Here is a 16274-nt window from a genome sequence, read left to right as displayed (position 1 = left end):
GCAAGCTATACGGGCGGTGTTGCCGCAAAGGCATTTGAACAGTCTTTGCAAACATGGTGATCACCGTCCAGTAGCGCGCGGGCCGGAAAAGCGCGGATTTGCAAACTTGGCGCGGCGAACATTATGAGCCGAATACTGGCGATAATAGCTCATGCCCATCCGAGTAGCTGTTGCGATCACACCGCCAGCAACCATCACCCAGCCAACAATCTGCGGCCAGTTAAAGCTTTCAATACCGGTGCTCAGAGCAACGATGACAACACCGGCCCAAAGAACAGCGGCCGTACGGCGCCAGAAAACCGGGTTGAGTTCGTCAAAAACTGCCTTCCACAGCGAAAGCACAAGACAGGCGAAGAAAACGGCTGCTGCCAAACCGATGTTCAGCAACTCGACCGGAAGCCATTGTTGCGTATTCAGCATAGTTTCCATCATCTCATTCCTTCCGCGATCCTGACATCGACCTTCATGGCCATTTGCATCTCAGATTGCGCGGTCTTGTTTCAATTGTGACCATTGAGCTTTCGCTTTGTGGTAGAAGCATGGAAACGGCTTCATAATACAGTCACATATTATTGCGTTCACGCGAAATATCGTGTTGAAAACATTCATCTATCTCCGCTGATCGCGAGGCTACATACGCCTCAACCCCCTTGATAGATCAGCATTTTTTGAATTTATGGAACTTCGGCAACCATACCGGGCATCACGTTAAAGTCGCGAACCATAACGACATTGTAACAATTTGATATTGCAGAACTTCTGCAATTAGCTGCGAGCGCCGCCCAAACGACGCCCTACACGCGAAAGCAGAATGACCGGCAAAATCCCGACAGCCACAATTGCCAATGCTGCAACCGAAGCCTCTTCATAGGTTCCGCGTGCTGCCTCGCCATAAAGATGCGTGGCAAAAGTCTCGATATTGAGCGGGCGCAACAGAAGCGTGGCAGGCAGTTCCTTCACGCAATCGACAAAAACCAGCAGGCCAGCGGCAACGATGGCCGTCTTTGAAAGAGGCAGATGCACCTGGCAGAAGGTTGCAGTCACGCCACGACCAAGCGTACGGGAGGCCTGGTCAAGCGATTGTGGGATGCGCTCAAGACCGGCATCAATGCCGCCCGCAGATATAGCCAGAAAGCGTGCGACATAAGCATAGACAATGGCCGCGCCGGTACTGATCAGCAGTAATCCCGTGGAGAGACCGAAAAACGTGCTGAACACATGATCGAAAAAACGATCAACCGTACCGGACACGATCATAATGCCAATGGCAATCACTGTTCCGGGGGCAGCATAGCCCATAGTCGAGAAGCGATAGAACCATCGCGAAGCCATGCCCGGAAACAGCCGCATCGCATAGGCCACCATCATGCCAAACAGCAGCACCAGAATGGTTGCGACAGACGCCAGCATGACGGTGTTGAATGCTTCACCCGCCAGACGAGGTGAGATACCCGCAAAGCGCATCCGCTTGACTGCTTCAATGACGAGATAGGTCGCGGGCATGATGAAGCCGATAATGATCGGTACGGCGCAGATAATGAACAGCCACATGCCCTTTACGCCGCTGACCTTCAGCGGTTCAAAGCCCCGCGAGTGGCGGATATTGGAAGAGAAGCGCTGTTTCCGCCTCGCCCATCGCTCAATTGATACAATGGCGACAACCAGCAATAAAAGCGCCAAGGCGAGTTGTGCTGCTCCCGGCAGATCGAAGCGCGTGACCCATGTGGTGTAGATCGAAACCGTCAGCGTTCGCACGCCGAGAAACTCGGCAGCCCCAACATCGTTGAGCGTTTCCATCAATGCAAGGCTGACACCGACAGCCACAGCTGGACGTGCGAGTGGCAGGGCGACGCGCCAGAATATTCCTCTGCGGCTGACGCCCAATGTTCGTGCTGCTTCAATCAGGCTCGCTGACTGCGTGAGGAACATGGCGCGTGTTGGAATATAAACATACGGATAAAGTACAAAGCCGAGCAGGATTATGCAGCCCGTCATTGATCTTATATCCGGCAAGCGAAACTGGCGCGGCGATTCATAACCCAGCACAAAGCGGATCGCGCTTTGTATCGGGCCGATCGGATGCAAAATATCAAGATAAGCATAGGCGATGATATAGGTCGGCACCGCTAAGGGCAGCAAAAGCGCCCATTCCAGCACACCGCGTCCACGAAAATCATAGGCCGTCACCAGCCATGCTGCAGACGTGCCGACAAATGCAGTGATAAGGCCAACGCCTGCCAGAAGAATGATCGTATCAGTAAAAGCTGTTGCAAAGATCGTCGAGAAAAGATGGCTCCACAGGCCGGATGAGCCGCGAAGCGCTTCGATAACCAGTGCAAGCACAGGCAGGCAGACCAGCAGCGCAATCAATCCTGAAATCCACAACCAGCCTCGCCCCGAACGGGTACGATAAGGCATGGATAATGACGCGGCTTGCACAGGTTCCGGCACTCTGGTCGACCTTTATATTATAACGCCGGCGCAATGGTTTTGCACCGGCGTCATTTTTACAGGGATAATCAGCTTTTAGTTGTCAAAGCCGACTTTGTCGACCAGTTCGCTGGCCTGCTTGCGATGCTTGACGATTTCCGAAAGCGGAACCGTATCGATCTTCAGTTCGCCGAAGGATTCAACGATTGGATCAACCGGAGCGCCTGCCTTGACCGGATATTCGTAGTTGGCCTTCGCATAAAGCTGCTGGGCTTCGTCCGAAGCAAGATATTCGAGAAGCTTGACAGCTTCGTCCTTGTTCGGAGCGTTCTTGGCGACAGATGCGCCGCTGATGTTTACCTGGGTGCCACCATCGGCAAAGGTTGGGAGAATGACCTTGATGCCGTCGCCCCATGCCTTCTGCTCGTCGCCGCTCTTACCCGAGCGCATCAGACCAACATAATAGGAGTTGGCAACTGCGATATCGCAGATACCACCGACGATATCCTTGGCGCCATCGCGATCACCACCGGCTGCCTTCCGAGCCAGATTGGCTTTGAGGCCAGTCAGCCACTCTTCGGTCTTTTCTGCGCCGTGATGAGCGATGTAATCGGCGATCAGGGCAGTATTATATGGATGCTGACCAGCGCGAATGCAGATCTTGCCCTTCCACTTCGGATCGGCCAGCTCTTCATAGGTGATCTTGTCGAGTTCCAGATCCTTGGCGGCATAGACAACGCGCGCGCGCATCGAAAGGCCAAACCAGTTGCCATTTGCATCGCGGAGCTGCTCAGGAATTGCATCCTTCAAAGCCTTTGAATCGATAGGCTGGGTAAGGCCCTTGTCGACGAGATCAACCAGATTGCCTGCATCGACCGTCATCAGAATATCGGCGGGAGATTTTTCGCCCTCGGAAGCTACACGCTCAGCGAGACCATCCTTCAGGAAAACGGTATTGACGGTGGTGCCCGTCTTTTCCTTATAGGCATCGAGCAAAGGCTGAATCAGGCCTGGCTCACGCGTCGTGTAAATATTAATCTCATTTGCATTTGCAGCACCTGAGAGAAACGTCGCAGCCATGAGTGCAAGTCCAGCACGCGCGATCTTGGGCATTTTACCTCCGAAAAAATATGGTTCATTTGGAACTATATGGTATGCAATTGGAATATAAGAACTCGGTTTTGCAGGGTCAATTGCGCGGCACTCTAAATATGACCTGTTTACTCATTATTTTGCAAAAACCAGCACTCTGCTCCAATTTATTCGAAGGAAGACCGAATGAGCACTTTCCGGAACATGATGGTCGGTTCGCACACGCAGACTCTGCTCGCTTCCGTCAAGGCGGATTAGCAACTCTTCGGTTTCACCAAGATAGATTCGCGTTTCGATCTGTCCGCTTAAAGCGCCCGCAGTAGCATCCGGCAGAATTTCAATGTCGCGCGGTCTGATATAAACGAGAACTTCACCAGTGCTTGCGAAGTCGGCCGGAGCATCAAAGACGCCCTGCTCTGTTTCAATCATTTTGCCGCGAACACTGCCTTCAAACGCATTGAAGTCGCAGAAGAAATCGGCTGCATAGCGAGAATTCGGGTGGTTATGGAGATCACGGGCAGAGCCTTGCTGCACGATTTCGCCAGAGCGCATCAGGACAACACGGTCGCCCGTTGAAAGCGCTTCTTCCGCCTCATGCGTAACGATAATGACCGGTGTGCCGAGTGCGCGTAACAGTGCCATCGTCTCGCTACGCACACGCGCACGCAAGCCGCGATCCAGATTGGAAAACGGCTCATCCATTAACAGCAGATCAGGCTTCGGTGCCAAAGCCCGAATAAGTGCCACACGCTGCTGCTCCCCACCCGACAACATATGCGGGTAACGATCCGCCATCGAAGAAAGACCGACAAGTTCGAGCAATTCATCCACGCGGCTGAGCGCTTGTTCCTTGCGAACCTTGCGCAGACCGAACAGCACATTTTCACGCACGGTCAGATGTGGAAACAATGCGTAGTCCTGAAAGACTACGCCGATGTTTCGCTTTTCCGGCTCAACGAAGATCGATGGCCCGACGAGCGTGCGCCCGCCCATCGTAAGCTGACCTTCATCGGGTGCATCAATGCCAGCAATAATCCGCAGGAGTGAAGTCTTGCCGCAACCGGAATGCCCGACCAGACAGATGATCTCACCGGGCTGCACATCCAGCGATATTTTGTCCAGTGCGCGCACGGTTCCAAACTGCCGACCAATTCCCGAGAGGGTCAGTGCCGGAGCCGTTTCATTACCGAGCATCGTATCCTGCAGAGTGCGTGCATCCATAGATGAGGCCGAGAGTCCTGTTATCATCAATCCGCATATAAATGCACTTGGACGACTTTGCCAATAAAACCCGACCAAACGCGTCAGGCATTTGTCGAAACACCCTTTAAAGCGCAATAGTTTGCTGCACTATCCAGTTGAACTGGCTTGCAAATCGCGCAATTCTGCTCACAAATCATTTCGTATTCGCATTGCAGGAGTCTGATCATGGGGCCGATCACCGACAAAGTGGCAACCGCCGAGCGTTTGCCGCAGGAAACGAAGGTCGCCATTATCGGCGGTGGTGTGATTGGGGTATCGACAGCGCTTTTTCTGGCCGAGCGCGGCATTCCTGTTGCCCTCTTTGAAAAGGGTGAAATCGCAGGCGAGCAATCCAGTCGCAACTGGGGCTGGTGCCGTCGGACCGGCCGCGACAGCCGCGAAATGCCGTTGATTGTCGAGAGTATGCGTCTCTGGGACGGCATGAATGAACGTGTGGGTCGCGAAACTGGATTTCGCGTTACCGGCATTGCCTACACTGCCGAGAAGGAAGAAGAAGTCGAACGCTACGCAGAGTGGATCAAAATGGCCAGCGAGCACGGCATCGAAGCCCAACTGCTGAACGGTCAGCAGGCAGCAAGTCTCGCACCGGGACTGACGCGTCCACTCAAAGGTGGCATGATCACTCCGCTCGATGGTCGTGCGGAGCCGCAAAAGGCAGTGCCTGCTTTTGCCGCAAAGGCGCAGGAACTCGGTGCTGTCATTCTGCAAAACTGTGCCGTACGCGGGATCGAAACCACCAATGGACGTGTGTCAGCTGTCCTGACTGAAAAAGGCCGCGTAGCTTGCGAAGCGATTGTCGTTGCTGGCGGCGCCTGGTCACGACTGATCATATCGTCGTTTGATGCCCATCTACCGCAGCTCAAAGTGCGCTCGTCCGTCTTCCGCACCTCGCCTATCGAGAGTGGCGTTGAACCGGCGATCGCATTTTCGGACTTCGCACTGCGCAAGCGACTTGATGGCGGATATACGGTTGCGAGCCTTGGCGGCTCCATCGCCGACATTGTGCCTGACAGTTTTCGCTTCTTCCGCGACTTCCTTCCATCGCTCTCAACAGAATGGAAATCCCTGCGTTTCCGTTTCGGTGAACGCTTTTTTGAAGAAGCTTTCCAATGGAAGCTCCGTCCGGCAGATCAGGTCTCGGTGTTTGAAAAAATCCGCACGCTTGATCCCGAACCGCACCGGGCAGCGAATGCAGCAGTGCTGAGCAAACTTAAAGTCGCCATCCCATCTTTTGCATCTGCAACGATCGCGCAGGAATGGGCCGGTCTGATTGATACGATGCCGGATGTCATTCCGGTTATCTCACCCCTGCCCGGCATTGACGGGTTGATCCTCGCCACAGGCTTTTCAGGCCATGGCTTTGGCATCGGCCCCGGTGCAGGACGATTGGTCGCCGATATGGTCAGCGGCGAAACGCCGGTTGTCGATCCATCGCCGTTCCATATCTCGCGTTTCTCCGACGGCTCGAAAATCCGTATCGAGAACTGGGGTTAAGGCAGCGCCGGTAAAAGCGTGCAAAAACAGATAACGTTTATTCAATCACACCACAGGCGAAGCGCGCACCGCCACCGCCGAGCGGCTTAGGCTTGTCGGAATAATTATCGCCACCAACATGAACCATCAATGCGCGACCTTTGACTTCATCCAGTGATTTCAAACGGGGTGCGACAACAGTTTCACTAACCTTGCCATCCGCATTGGATTTCAGAAGCGGCAAGTCACCCATATGACCATGTCCTTCTGGACCCATGTGGTGTTTTGAGCCGTCCGGATCGTAGTGACCGCCAGCAGCTTGCGCCGGCGTCACTTTTCCATCTTGTTCAGCGGGCGCGCAGCTTCCCTTCTCGTGAACATGAAAACCATGCTCACCCGCAGGAAAACCACTCAAATCTGCTTTGAAAGAAAGTCCATCGGCGCTCTGGGAAACTGTAACAATACCCATTTCTTTGCCTTGGCCGGATTCCAATGCCTCAAACATTTTTACGGTTGCGCCCTCCGCCAAAGCCGGACCGGCGATAAGAACAATAGTCGAAGCTAAAATCAGAGACCGCATTATCTCCTCCTATAATTTGGTGTGGGATAAGCGGTAAACGCGTAGAGGCGCGAATTGTTCGAAATTTATAGCATTTCCAGCAAAAGTGCGAAGCAGTTTTGCGTCGGATAATGCGTAAAAACAAACAGTTACAGCGGTTCCAATGATTCAGTTTTAACTAGAACCGCTGTAAAGAACCACGCGCCAGTTTTGCCAGCGCGTAGAACATTTGAAACTTAGACCGTAACGAATTGCGCCATCATGCCAACATCCTCATGTTCCAGAACATGACAATGAAACATGAAAGGATGATCGCGTTTCGCTTCACGATCAAAATGAACAAGAATTTCTGCCTTGCCGTTAATCAGTGCTGTGTCTTTCCAGCCTGATTGATGCAGTGGCGGCGTTTCGCCGTTCAATGTCAGGATGCGGAACGATGCTCCGTGAACATGAAATGGATGCGCCATTTCTTTCGTCGACAACTCCCAGATCTCCCATGATCCAAGCTTAACCTCGGCGTCGATGCGGTTCATGTCGAAAGGCTTCTCCGCAATCGCCATCTGAACGCCTGATGTCAAAGCCTGCAACGCAGGTCCGGCGTCCGCATTGCTCCGCCCACCATGCATATCATGGTCACTCATGTTCGCCATGTTGTGACCAGCATGCGGATCGCTCGACTTGCCACCCATCATAGGCTTCATATTATCCGCCATACGTTCATCGAAGAAGTATGAACGTCTGCGAACAGAAAGTTTTTCATCCGGCTGTTCCGGACCATCGAGCTTTGTCGGCAAGGTTTTGATTGCGCCTTCGATTTTGTCATCGATGATGAACTGCATCAAAGGCTGGTCATCGCCACCGCTGTCATCACTGGCTGTCAGCAGGTCGAGCATATCATTCGCCTTGGAAAAATCGACCAACACCTCGTAGCGCTCGCCCGGACTGATTGTCAGTCGTTTAACCGGATCAAGCGTACTTATAAAGCCGCCATCAGATGCAATGACTTGCAACGGCTGGTCGTCGCTAAGACGGATGTGGAAGTTGCGTGCATTTGCACCGTTCAGAATACGCAACCGAACCACTGAAGCAGGAACATGCGCTTGCGGCGCGATAACGCCATTCACAATAAGCTTGTCGCCGCGAAAGCCATGCATCAGATCCATAATGTCAGGCTGGTAAACCTTATCGCCATCGATCACCCTGCGATCCTGCAAGACGAGCGGAATATCATCAACACCATAGGTTTGAGGCAAGCCGCGTTCCCCGTACTTGCCGTCGCTGACAATCATCAACCCGGCAATTCCCATATGCGCCTGCCGCGCAGTGTCCCCATGCATATGCGGGTGGAACCAGTTGAACGAAGCTGGCTGGTTGACCGTAACCTTTGGCTCCCAGCTAGTGCCTGCCGCAATGACATTATGCGGCCCGCCATCGAGAACAGACGGAACAAAAAGACCATGCCAATGGAGCGTTGTGTCTTCGTCCATGCCGTTACTTACCGAAAGCGTGACCGCTTCACCGTTTTTGAGGCGGACGACCGGCCCAAGATAGGTGCCGTTTATCCCGGCACAGGCCGCATCGCTGCCTTGTGTGAAAGCGTGGCGTCCCTTCTGGACGGTCAGCTTCACCACGCCTGCAGCATCAGGCTCAATTAAAGCCGGAATAGGCAGCGCCTGCGCCTTTGCCTGTGTGCTGGCTCCACCATGCTTCATATGCTGCTGATGTGGGTCCTGCGCAAAGGCCTCAAAAGGCCGGACGACGGATAAGGCAGCAGCGCTTGCTCCAAGCGTCAAAAGACGACGGCGAGTCATACTCGTCATAATAATTCTCCAGATAAATCTCAATCAACGCGCATCGAAACCTTCGAAATGCGCTTATTGCGGCCGAAAAACCGACAGCGTTTCAGAAGATCAGATCTGGCTGAGTATTGGAGGTCGGAGAACGCCGAAGGGGTCGTTGCTGTTCAATGCTGCGACGCGTGGCGGCAGGCCGAATTCGTGATCGGGGGTGAACAGAGCAACGCTGGAGCTAAGCTGTATGATGCCGCCACAGCTCATCATTACACAGGCGGCAGATGCCTTCTTGCCATGATCCGTCGGCATTGAATGCCCACCATCATGTTTTGCAACCTGCACAGTCGTGTGACAGTCAATAACTGCTGCCGTCAGTGGCAGATCATGCGCCATGGCATAACAAAATTGCGTTGAAACCAGAAACAGCAACGAGAACAGCCCAATCAGCATACGGGAAGGCATTCGCAAAACAGAATGTTTGCGAAAACGCATACCAATATTGCTGTTTCTGAAAACCTGCGCAGTCATTGTGATTCCATGTTCTGAATTTCAGCTTAAGGCTGCCTTAAGGCAATTGAAAGACCTCCATCCTTTTCCTTGAAACTACCTGAAGCATTCATTTTGTTTCGAAAACAGCACATTCGAAATTAGAAAATTACGTGAGAGCCCTTTTAAGCTTGCGGTTTCGTATTTTGTGGCACTAAGAAGGCAATATCTCGGGCTTTCCCCCAAAACGTACAGCCCACAAATATGGATATGAAACAATGACTGTAGCTCAAGCAGTTGTTCCGAAGAAAAATTCTGCGCGCCGCGTTTTGGCCGCGAGCATGATCGGTACAACAATCGAATTCTTTGACTTTTATATTTATGCTACCGCCGCGGTAATCGTTTTCCCGCACCTCTTCTTCCCGGCAAGTGACGGTAACTCGGCGCTGCTCCAGTCTTTGGCAACTTTCGCTATTGCCTTCTTTGCACGCCCGATCGGCGGCGCTTTGTTCGGCCACTTCGGCGATAAGGTTGGCCGTAAGGCAACGCTCGTTGCAGCGCTTATGACCATGGGCATTTCCACAGTCGCTATCGGCTTCCTGCCAACTTATGAATCCATCGGCGTATGGGCGGCTCTCCTGCTCGCACTCTGCCGTCTGGGTCAGGGCCTTGGCCTTGGTGGCGAATGGGGCGGTGCAGTTCTGCTCGCAACCGAAAATGCACCGGAAGGCAAGCGTACCTGGTACGGCATGTTCCCACAGCTCGGTGCGCCTGTTGGCTTCATCCTTGCAACGGGTATCTTCCTGGTCTTGGCTGAACTCCTGACCGAAGAACAGTTCATGTCGTTCGGCTGGCGTATTCCTTTCATCGCCAGTGCACTGCTGGTTGGCGTCGGCCTCTTCATTCGCTTGAAGATTGCTGAAACACCAGAATTCCAGAAGGCTATCGACAAGGCTGAACGCGTTGAAGTTCCAGTCGCAACGCTTTTCAAGAAGCACAAGGCGAGCCTGTTTCTCGGCACCATCGGCGCTGTTGCAACCTTCGTTCTGTTCTATCTCATGACCGTGTTCTCGCTCGGTTGGGGTACGCGTGCGCTCGGCTATAGCCGTGAGCAGTTCCTCATCCTGCAGATGGTCGGCGTGATATTCTTCGGCCTCACCATCCCGGTCGCAGCGTTGCTTTCCGATAAATACGGAATGCGTCCGGTCATGATCATCGTCACGGTGCTGATTGGTATCTATGGCTTCCTCATGGCTCCGCTTTTCCTGAGCGGAACAGCTGGCGTTCTCGCCTTCCTTATCCTTGGTTTTGGCTTGATGGGACTGACTTACGGTCCAATTGGTGCAGCGCTTGCTGAACCTTTCCCGACTTCGGTTCGCTATACCGGCGCTTCGCTTACCTTCAACCTGGCAGGCATTCTCGGCGCATCGGTTGCACCTTACATCGCAACATGGCTCGCGACCCATTATAGCTTTGCTTATGTTGGCTACTACATGACTGCTGCCGCCGTGATTTCTCTGATCGGCTTTGCATTCATCTCGTTCAAGCGCGGCGAATAAGCCAAACTAAATACCAAACAAAAAAGCCCGCGTGGAGCGATCCACGCGGGCTTTTCTTTTAAATGTAAGCTCGACTAACCTTTTTCGGTGTCAGCAGCTTCCAGAGCAATAGCAACAGACTGAATGATCGAGGCGAAGCGTGCAGCAGTCTGGATTGCTTCCGTCGAAACGCCAGCCTTACGCAACACATCTTCGTGGGCGTCGATGCACATGCCGCAGCCATTGATTGCCGAAACGGCCAGTGACCACAGTTCGAAGTCAACCTTGTCGACGCCTGGGTTGCCAATCACGTTCATGCGCAGCTTGGCAGGAAGCGTGCGGTATTCCTTGTTGGTGGCAAGGTGCACGAAGCGATAATAAACGTTGTTCATGCCCATGATGGATGCTGCAGATTTTGCAGCCTGCACAACCGTAGCATCAACCTTACCTGCTGCTTCTGCAGTCAGCGCCTTGCGCACATCGGCGTTGCGCGAAGCAATACCGCAGGCGACGAACAGGCCGTATTTCTGCTGTGGCGTCAGCGTTTCATCGCTCGCCATGGACGAAAGGTTAAGACGAACATCCTTGGCAAAGTCCGGAATTCTTGACTTCAGATCATCAATGGACATGGAACCCTCTTTAACTATCAGTTCTGGATAAACAAAAGGCGGGCCTTAACCCGCCTTCTCTCAAGCAATTGGATGCTGATTAAGCAGCCTTGAGCGTTTCGCCACCGACTTCACGGTTGCATGGGCAAAGCTCATCAGTCTGCAAAGCATCGAGAACGCGCAGCGTGTCCTTAGGAGCGCGGCCAACATTGAGGTTGGTTGCATAAACGTGCTGGATCGTGTTGTCCGGATCGACAACGAAGGTGTAGCGGTAAGCAACGCCATCTGGCGAACGAACGCCGAGGCCATCGACCAGCGAACCGTTGGTGTCAGCAAACGACCAGATTGGCAGTTTGTTGAGATCCTGATGATCGCGGCGCCATGCGAGCTTCACGAATTCGTTGTCGGTCGAACCGCCGAGAACAACCGCATCACGGTCTTGGAAATCCGAAGCCAGACGTGCGAATTCTGCGATTTCCGTTGGGCAAACGAAGGTGAAGTCCTTAGGGTAGAAGAAGATAACCTTCCACTTGCCTTCGAAGCTTGCTTCAGTGACTTCTTCAAAAGCCGAAACGCCATTTTCTTCGTGGAAGTTGAAGCCTGGCTTTACGCCAGTTACTTTGAAAGAAGGAAGCTTGTCACCGATACCGAGCATCTCATACCTGCCTGTAAATTCGTTGTTATGCAGAAAATTCAGAAGTTTCAGAACTATCCGCTTGCGAGTCATATATAGGCACTCTAAATCAATCGGTCAAAGCGATTAAAACGATCAATTCCATCGATTTTAACGATGGGGATAAGTCTAGCCCAAGACCATGCTCAATATCAGCGTTCGCCAGCTCCACTATTTTATCGCCCTCGTCAAAGCAGGCTCCTTTTCGCGTGCAGCTGAGGCCGTCGGCGTGACACAATCCACGTTAAGTGCAGCAATTCAGGCGCTTGAAGCGGAGATCGGGGTTACTCTGATCGACCGCACCGGGCGGCGGATGCAACTGCTGCCAGCAGGCGAAGACTTCCTCAATCGTGCGCAGGAAATCGTCGCATCAATCGAAGAACTGCCGGAACATGCACGTCAGGCAGAGCGCCCTTTGACCACACGTTTGCGGCTCGGTGTCATTCCGTCAATTGCACCGTTTCTTCTGCCCAAAGTGCTGCCCACGACGGCCAAGGCCTTTCCAGAACTGCAATTGAGCGTGCGCGAAGGCCTGACACGCACTCTGCTCGACAGTCTGCGCTCAGGCTCCCTTGACGTGGCGCTCGTCGCCCATCCCTATGATCTTGATGACTTTGAAGTCGCCGAAATTGGTCAGGACCCGTTCTTTCTTGCAGTGCGCCGCGATCATGCGCTCGCCAATCGTGACCGCATCGACGCAAGCGATCTTCAGGATCAGCCTTTTCTGTTGCTTGAAACCGGCCATTGTCTGCGTGAACACGTCATGGCGGCAATCGGTTCAAAGCCAACGCAGACAGGCGGCGATGTTCATGCAACCAGCATTATGACGCTGGTGCAGTTGGTGGAATTCGGAATGGGAGTGACGCTGCTGCCGGAAGTCGCCATCAAGGCGGGCGTTACACGCGGCAGCGAGATCAGCACCGTGCCCTATGAAGGGCAGCACAATTACCGTTCGCTTGCTTTGGCATGGCGCGCCAATGCTGCCCGCCGCAACGAGTATCAGCTATTTGCGGCCCATCTGCGCAATCACTGCATGAAGAAATAAATCACAAAACGCCCCAGGCGCGGAACCGGCCGCGTCCGGTAATTTCCCGCAAGTTGAGATCGGATATCAGCTTCAACGCACCCTGTTGCGTGACTGCAAGCTCTTTCTCAACCATCTGGCTCGAAACCAGAGGGCTGCGCATCATCATATCAACCAATTGCGGAAGACGTGAATTTGATCGCCGTCCTCTGAGCTTGCGTTGCATTTGTTCACGCGCAAGCATCAGGCGGTCATGTTCTTTCATGCCTGCGTCCGCCGCGTCCTCAATTGCCGACAAAAATGTCTTCAACCGTATCAACCGGTTTGACGAGCGGCGCTCATCTGGCCTTTTCGTCCGAAGGCCTATGCTGATTGCAGGCAGGTGATTAGTCGTAATCCCCGACTGACGCAGATATGCAGACGTCAACAAACGGCCGATCCAGTTTGAACGCTGCACCACTTCAAGAGAATACCAGGCATCATGCATAATTGCAGCGCATAGTATCGAAGGCAGATGTGCAGTCTTGGCAAACAGGTCGCGCCATTCCTGCAAACGCGCATCTTCATCCCAGTCATCGTCATAAAGTAGCGCATCCGCCTCAACAGGCTGCGGCTTTGGTTTCTCTTTGACAACGCCTTTTAACAAAGCATCCGTACGAGCTAGCAGAGCGTCGATATCCTCCAGCAGCGGATCAGCTTCGCCCTCCGCCACTTCGCTATAATCACGCTTTTCTTCCTCACGTACCTCGATATTTCGGCCAATCAATTGCTGAATACCTGCCGTGCTTAAAGCCCAGCCCGGCGCACGACTGACAATCTGCCGACGCAGTCGCAACACAGAATAAGCAATCGTCAGAGCATGGCTAGGCGTGCGCGTATCCATAAGCGCATCATGCAGAACAAGATCTTCCAGATGCACCAGCTCACCCTCAAGCCACATGGATGCGACAGCGTCCTGCATATGCATACGCTCCAGCATTCCGTCGCGGATTGGAGAACGGGCGAGCCGCTCGTCAAGCCTCGTTAATGCTGCCGTGGCATTCGTCACGGGCAAAAAAAGCTCATCGAGCGGCAGTTTGTCGAATTCATAAGCCATGTTCCGCATATCGCAACCGATTGCGGAAAAAGGCAAACGAAAATGAGCGGTTAGAACAATTTCTATCTAAGCAGGAGCATTCAAACTGCTCTAACTCTTTTTTCAACGCATTATCCTACGCAAAACCGCTTCGCACTTTTGCTGGAAATGCTCTAAGCTAGAACTTCCGCAACTTTCACAGTGCGGCCTTCCTTGACTGAAAGGAGAGCTGCTTCTGCAAGCGCCAAAGCCTGCAAACCATCTTCAGCCGACGGTGTTGGTGCCTTGCCGCCATCGATCGCATCGATGAACGAAGCAATTTCAGCCGCATAAGCATCCGTGTAGCGGGTCATGAAGAAATCATGCAGCGGCGGGCGGGTATAGCCGTCCTTCGATGCCACTTCGATGGAAACCGGGCGCTGGTTTTCAGCAGACACCGCTCCGTCCGAGCCATGCACTTCGATGCGCTGGTCGTAACCGTAAGAAGCCCGACGCGAATTGGAAATCACACATTGGCGACCGGAAGCCGTCGTCAGGATCACGCTTGCGCTGTCAAAATCACCCAGTTCACCGATCTTTGGATCGACAAGAACTGAAGCTGATGCAGAAACCGTTGCAATTTCTTCACCCAGCAGAAAACGCGCCATATCAAAATCATGGATCGTCATGTCGCGGAAAATACCGCCAGAAACCTTGATATATTCCGCAGGCGGCGCGCCCGGATCGCGACTGGTGATCGTGACCATTTCGACCTTGCCAATCCGCCCCTCATCAATCGCCTTGCGAACAGCCGCAAAATGCGGATCGAAACGGCGATTAAACCCGAGCATAACCTTGCCACCGGTTTCCTTGATGACATCGAGACACGCACGCACGCGCTCAATGTTGAGATCGATAGGCTTTTCGCAGAACACGGCTTTGCCAGCACGGGAGAAGCGTTCGATCAGATCGGCATGAGTGTTGGTTGGCGTACAGATCAGCACCGCATCCACATCAGACGAATTTTCAATCTCGTCGATGGTGCGCACTTGCGCGCCAGCGGCATCAGCAATGGCGCGTGCTGCGTCCTGATTGGCATCCGCCACTGCGATAAGCTTCGCGCGCTTGTCGGAAGCTATCGCGCCTGCATGAACCTTACCAATACGGCCAGCACCGAGCAGAGCAAGACGTGTAACCATTGCCTTCATCCTCCCAAAACGGTCATCCTCGATTGACCGACAAAACAGTTTCGCTATTCCGTTTTGCGCGATTCCCGACTATTCGGGAGAAACAAAGCGCAATGGAATATTTATTCTATTTTGCTAGATTGTGATATATAGGATGTCAAGAGACCGTTTCTGAAAGGATGGCAATGGACACCGAACAAGCTGTTGCAGCACAAGCCGATACTCCCGCCAGTGTGCCAGCCCCAACGAATGTCAAAGAATTTGAGGCGAGACTGCTCGAAGTCGCAGACCGATTGCCAAAACGCCTCAAACAATGCGCCGATTTTGTTGCTGCCAATCAGGACCGTATCGCTGTTTCGACGGTCGCCGAAATGGCTGAAGGTGCAGGCGTTCAAAGTTCGGCCTTCATGCGCTTTTGTCAGATATTGGGCTTTTCCGGCTTTTCGGAAATGCAGAAACTTTTTCGCGACTCCTATGCTGGCGGTTGGCCCGATTATTCCACGCGGCTTGAGCATTTGCGTGAAACGGCGGCAGGAAGCGCCCCGGCCCTTCTGGCAGAGTTTGCCGAGGCAGGCCGCACTTCACTTGAAAGCCTGTTGAAGACCATCGAACCCGAGGCACTTGAGAAAGCCGTTAAGCTGCTGGCAACGGCAGAAACCATTCACATCATTGGCGTTCGGCGCGCATTTCCGGTTGCAAGCTATCTGGCCTATGCTCTTGAAAAGATGCAGGTTCCAGCGATGCTTCACAGCACTGTCGGCAAACTGGAGAACCAGCACGCCATCCGCAAAGGCGATGTGCTCCTTGCCATTTCCTTTTCGCCATACTCGCCTGAAACCATTGCAATGGCGGAAAATGCGAGCGAGCGCGGCATCGATGTTGTTGCGATTACCGACACGATTGTCAGCCCAATGAGCAAGTTTGCTCAGCAATCGCTGCTTGTTTCCGAAGTGGACTTCGGCGCATTCCGGTCACTTTCGGCCACACTCTGCCTTGCTATTACCCTCGCCGTTGCCGTCGGCACGGAACGCCAATCGTAAAATAATACAGCATTCTATTTTTCGGTTGAAATGGAATAATAAATCCATTTTAAT

At 53.1% G+C, this 16274-nt stretch carries 15 protein-coding genes; 4 read left to right on the top strand and 11 right to left on the bottom strand.

Annotation, left to right across the window (positions count from 1 at the left end):
- Positions 1-60: 60 nt before the first annotated feature.
- The 4 genes from ABWV94_RS15890 to ABWV94_RS15875 all read right to left on the bottom strand — a co-directional run bounded on the left by ABWV94_RS15890 (position 61) and on the right by ABWV94_RS15875 (position 4743).
- Positions 61-432 carry a hypothetical protein gene (locus ABWV94_RS15890; RefSeq protein WP_192798042.1) on the bottom strand — a complete coding sequence of 124 codons (372 nt, stop codon included), beginning with the start codon at positions 430-432 and terminating at the stop codon, positions 61-63.
- Positions 433-765: 333 nt separating this feature from the next.
- Positions 766-2418 carry an ABC transporter permease gene (locus ABWV94_RS15885; protein WP_353414310.1) on the bottom strand — a complete coding sequence of 551 codons (1653 nt, stop codon included), beginning with the start codon at positions 2416-2418 and terminating at the stop codon, positions 766-768.
- A 108-nt stretch (positions 2419-2526) separates the two neighbouring features.
- On the bottom strand, positions 2527-3543 hold the full coding sequence (locus ABWV94_RS15880) for a Fe(3+) ABC transporter substrate-binding protein (RefSeq protein ID WP_007879474.1): 1017 nt from the start codon (positions 3541-3543) through the stop codon (positions 2527-2529).
- A 114-nt stretch (positions 3544-3657) separates the two neighbouring features.
- A complete protein-coding gene (locus ABWV94_RS15875) occupies positions 3658-4743 on the bottom strand; it encodes an ABC transporter ATP-binding protein (protein WP_353414308.1) in 1086 nt (361 codons plus the stop codon).
- Between the two features lie 207 nt (positions 4744-4950).
- On the opposite strand from ABWV94_RS15875, the gene ABWV94_RS15870 reads away from it, so the two are divergent.
- Positions 4951-6279, top strand: a complete 1329-nt coding sequence (locus tag ABWV94_RS15870; protein WP_353414306.1) for an NAD(P)/FAD-dependent oxidoreductase — start codon at positions 4951-4953, stop codon at positions 6277-6279.
- Between the two features lie 37 nt (positions 6280-6316).
- Here ABWV94_RS15870 and sodC read toward each other — a convergent pair whose 3' ends face one another.
- The 3 genes from sodC to ABWV94_RS15855 all read right to left on the bottom strand — a co-directional run bounded on the left by sodC (position 6317) and on the right by ABWV94_RS15855 (position 9138).
- Positions 6317-6838, bottom strand: a complete 522-nt coding sequence (gene sodC / locus ABWV94_RS15865) for a superoxide dismutase [Cu-Zn] SodC (RefSeq protein WP_353414304.1) — start codon at positions 6836-6838, stop codon at positions 6317-6319.
- A gap of 215 nt (positions 6839-7053) precedes the next feature.
- On the bottom strand, positions 7054-8637 hold the full coding sequence (cueO, locus tag ABWV94_RS15860) for a multicopper oxidase CueO (RefSeq protein WP_353414302.1): 1584 nt from the start codon (positions 8635-8637) through the stop codon (positions 7054-7056).
- Positions 8638-8727: 90 nt separating this feature from the next.
- Positions 8728-9138, bottom strand: coding sequence for a hypothetical protein (locus ABWV94_RS15855; protein ID WP_353414300.1), 411 nt, complete (start codon positions 9136-9138; stop codon positions 8728-8730).
- A 236-nt stretch (positions 9139-9374) separates the two neighbouring features.
- Here ABWV94_RS15855 and ABWV94_RS15850 point away from each other — a divergent pair, with 236 nt between their 5' ends.
- Positions 9375-10655: an MFS transporter gene (locus ABWV94_RS15850; protein ID WP_007879483.1), complete on the top strand. Its 1281-nt coding sequence runs from the start codon at positions 9375-9377 to the stop codon at positions 10653-10655.
- A 74-nt stretch (positions 10656-10729) separates the two neighbouring features.
- On the opposite strand, the gene ahpD is transcribed toward ABWV94_RS15850, so the two are convergent.
- Both ahpD and ABWV94_RS15840 read right to left on the bottom strand, forming a co-directional pair.
- Positions 10730-11263, bottom strand: coding sequence for an alkylhydroperoxidase, AhpD family (gene ahpD / locus ABWV94_RS15845; protein WP_353414298.1), 534 nt, complete (start codon positions 11261-11263; stop codon positions 10730-10732).
- A 79-nt stretch (positions 11264-11342) separates the two neighbouring features.
- On the bottom strand, positions 11343-11897 hold the full coding sequence (locus tag ABWV94_RS15840; protein ID WP_353414296.1) for a peroxiredoxin: 555 nt from the start codon (positions 11895-11897) through the stop codon (positions 11343-11345).
- A 160-nt stretch (positions 11898-12057) separates the two neighbouring features.
- Here ABWV94_RS15840 and ABWV94_RS15835 point away from each other — a divergent pair, with 160 nt between their 5' ends.
- Positions 12058-12960, top strand: a complete 903-nt coding sequence (locus tag ABWV94_RS15835) for a hydrogen peroxide-inducible genes activator (protein ID WP_007879488.1) — start codon at positions 12058-12060, stop codon at positions 12958-12960.
- 1 nt (position 12961) lies between these two features.
- On the opposite strand, the gene ABWV94_RS15830 is transcribed toward ABWV94_RS15835, so the two are convergent.
- Together ABWV94_RS15830 and iolG are read right to left on the bottom strand one after the other, a co-directional pair.
- Positions 12962-14035 (bottom strand): RHE_PE00001 family protein, encoded by a 1074-nt coding sequence (locus ABWV94_RS15830; RefSeq protein ID WP_353414294.1) that lies wholly within the window; start codon positions 14033-14035, stop codon positions 12962-12964.
- A 152-nt stretch (positions 14036-14187) separates the two neighbouring features.
- Positions 14188-15192, bottom strand: coding sequence for an inositol 2-dehydrogenase (gene iolG, locus ABWV94_RS15825; protein ID WP_353414292.1), 1005 nt, complete (start codon positions 15190-15192; stop codon positions 14188-14190).
- 173 nt (positions 15193-15365) lie between these two features.
- Between iolG and ABWV94_RS15820 the strand changes: the two genes are divergently transcribed.
- Complete coding sequence (locus tag ABWV94_RS15820) at positions 15366-16220, top strand: MurR/RpiR family transcriptional regulator (RefSeq protein ID WP_007879498.1); 855 nt, start codon at positions 15366-15368, stop codon at positions 16218-16220.
- The last annotated feature ends 54 nt before the right edge of the window (positions 16221-16274 follow it).

Source organism: Brucella sp. NBRC 12953 (assembly GCF_040369775.1).
GTDB lineage: Bacteria > Pseudomonadota > Alphaproteobacteria > Rhizobiales > Rhizobiaceae > Brucella > Brucella pseudogrignonensis.
The sequence above is the reverse complement of the archived record's forward strand: the minus strand, read 5'-3'. Positions and strand labels throughout refer to the sequence as shown.

Coding starts and splice junctions, on each gene's coding strand:
- ABWV94_RS15855 (WP_353414300.1), bottom strand. CDS start 9,138: ATGACTGCGCAGGTTTTCAGAAACAGCAATATTGGTATGCGTTTTCGC.
- sodC (WP_353414304.1), bottom strand. CDS start 6,838: ATGCGGTCTCTGATTTTAGCTTCGACTATTGTTCTTATCGCCGGTCCG.
- ABWV94_RS15870 (WP_353414306.1), top strand. CDS start 4,951: ATGGGGCCGATCACCGACAAAGTGGCAACCGCCGAGCGTTTGCCGCAG.
- ABWV94_RS15835 (WP_007879488.1), top strand. CDS start 12,058: ATGCTCAATATCAGCGTTCGCCAGCTCCACTATTTTATCGCCCTCGTC.
- ABWV94_RS15880 (WP_007879474.1), bottom strand. CDS start 3,543: ATGCCCAAGATCGCGCGTGCTGGACTTGCACTCATGGCTGCGACGTTT.
- ABWV94_RS15840 (WP_353414296.1), bottom strand. CDS start 11,897: ATGCTCGGTATCGGTGACAAGCTTCCTTCTTTCAAAGTAACTGGCGTA.
- iolG (WP_353414292.1), bottom strand. CDS start 15,192: ATGGTTACACGTCTTGCTCTGCTCGGTGCTGGCCGTATTGGTAAGGTT.
- ABWV94_RS15820 (WP_007879498.1), top strand. CDS start 15,366: ATGGACACCGAACAAGCTGTTGCAGCACAAGCCGATACTCCCGCCAGT.
- ABWV94_RS15890 (WP_192798042.1), bottom strand. CDS start 432: ATGATGGAAACTATGCTGAATACGCAACAATGGCTTCCGGTCGAGTTG.
- ahpD (WP_353414298.1), bottom strand. CDS start 11,263: ATGTCCATTGATGATCTGAAGTCAAGAATTCCGGACTTTGCCAAGGAT.
- ABWV94_RS15830 (WP_353414294.1), bottom strand. CDS start 14,035: ATGGCTTATGAATTCGACAAACTGCCGCTCGATGAGCTTTTTTTGCCC.
- ABWV94_RS15875 (WP_353414308.1), bottom strand. CDS start 4,743: ATGGATGCACGCACTCTGCAGGATACGATGCTCGGTAATGAAACGGCT.
- ABWV94_RS15850 (WP_007879483.1), top strand. CDS start 9,375: ATGACTGTAGCTCAAGCAGTTGTTCCGAAGAAAAATTCTGCGCGCCGC.
- ABWV94_RS15885 (WP_353414310.1), bottom strand. CDS start 2,418: ATGCCTTATCGTACCCGTTCGGGGCGAGGCTGGTTGTGGATTTCAGGA.
- cueO (WP_353414302.1), bottom strand. CDS start 8,637: ATGACGAGTATGACTCGCCGTCGTCTTTTGACGCTTGGAGCAAGCGCT.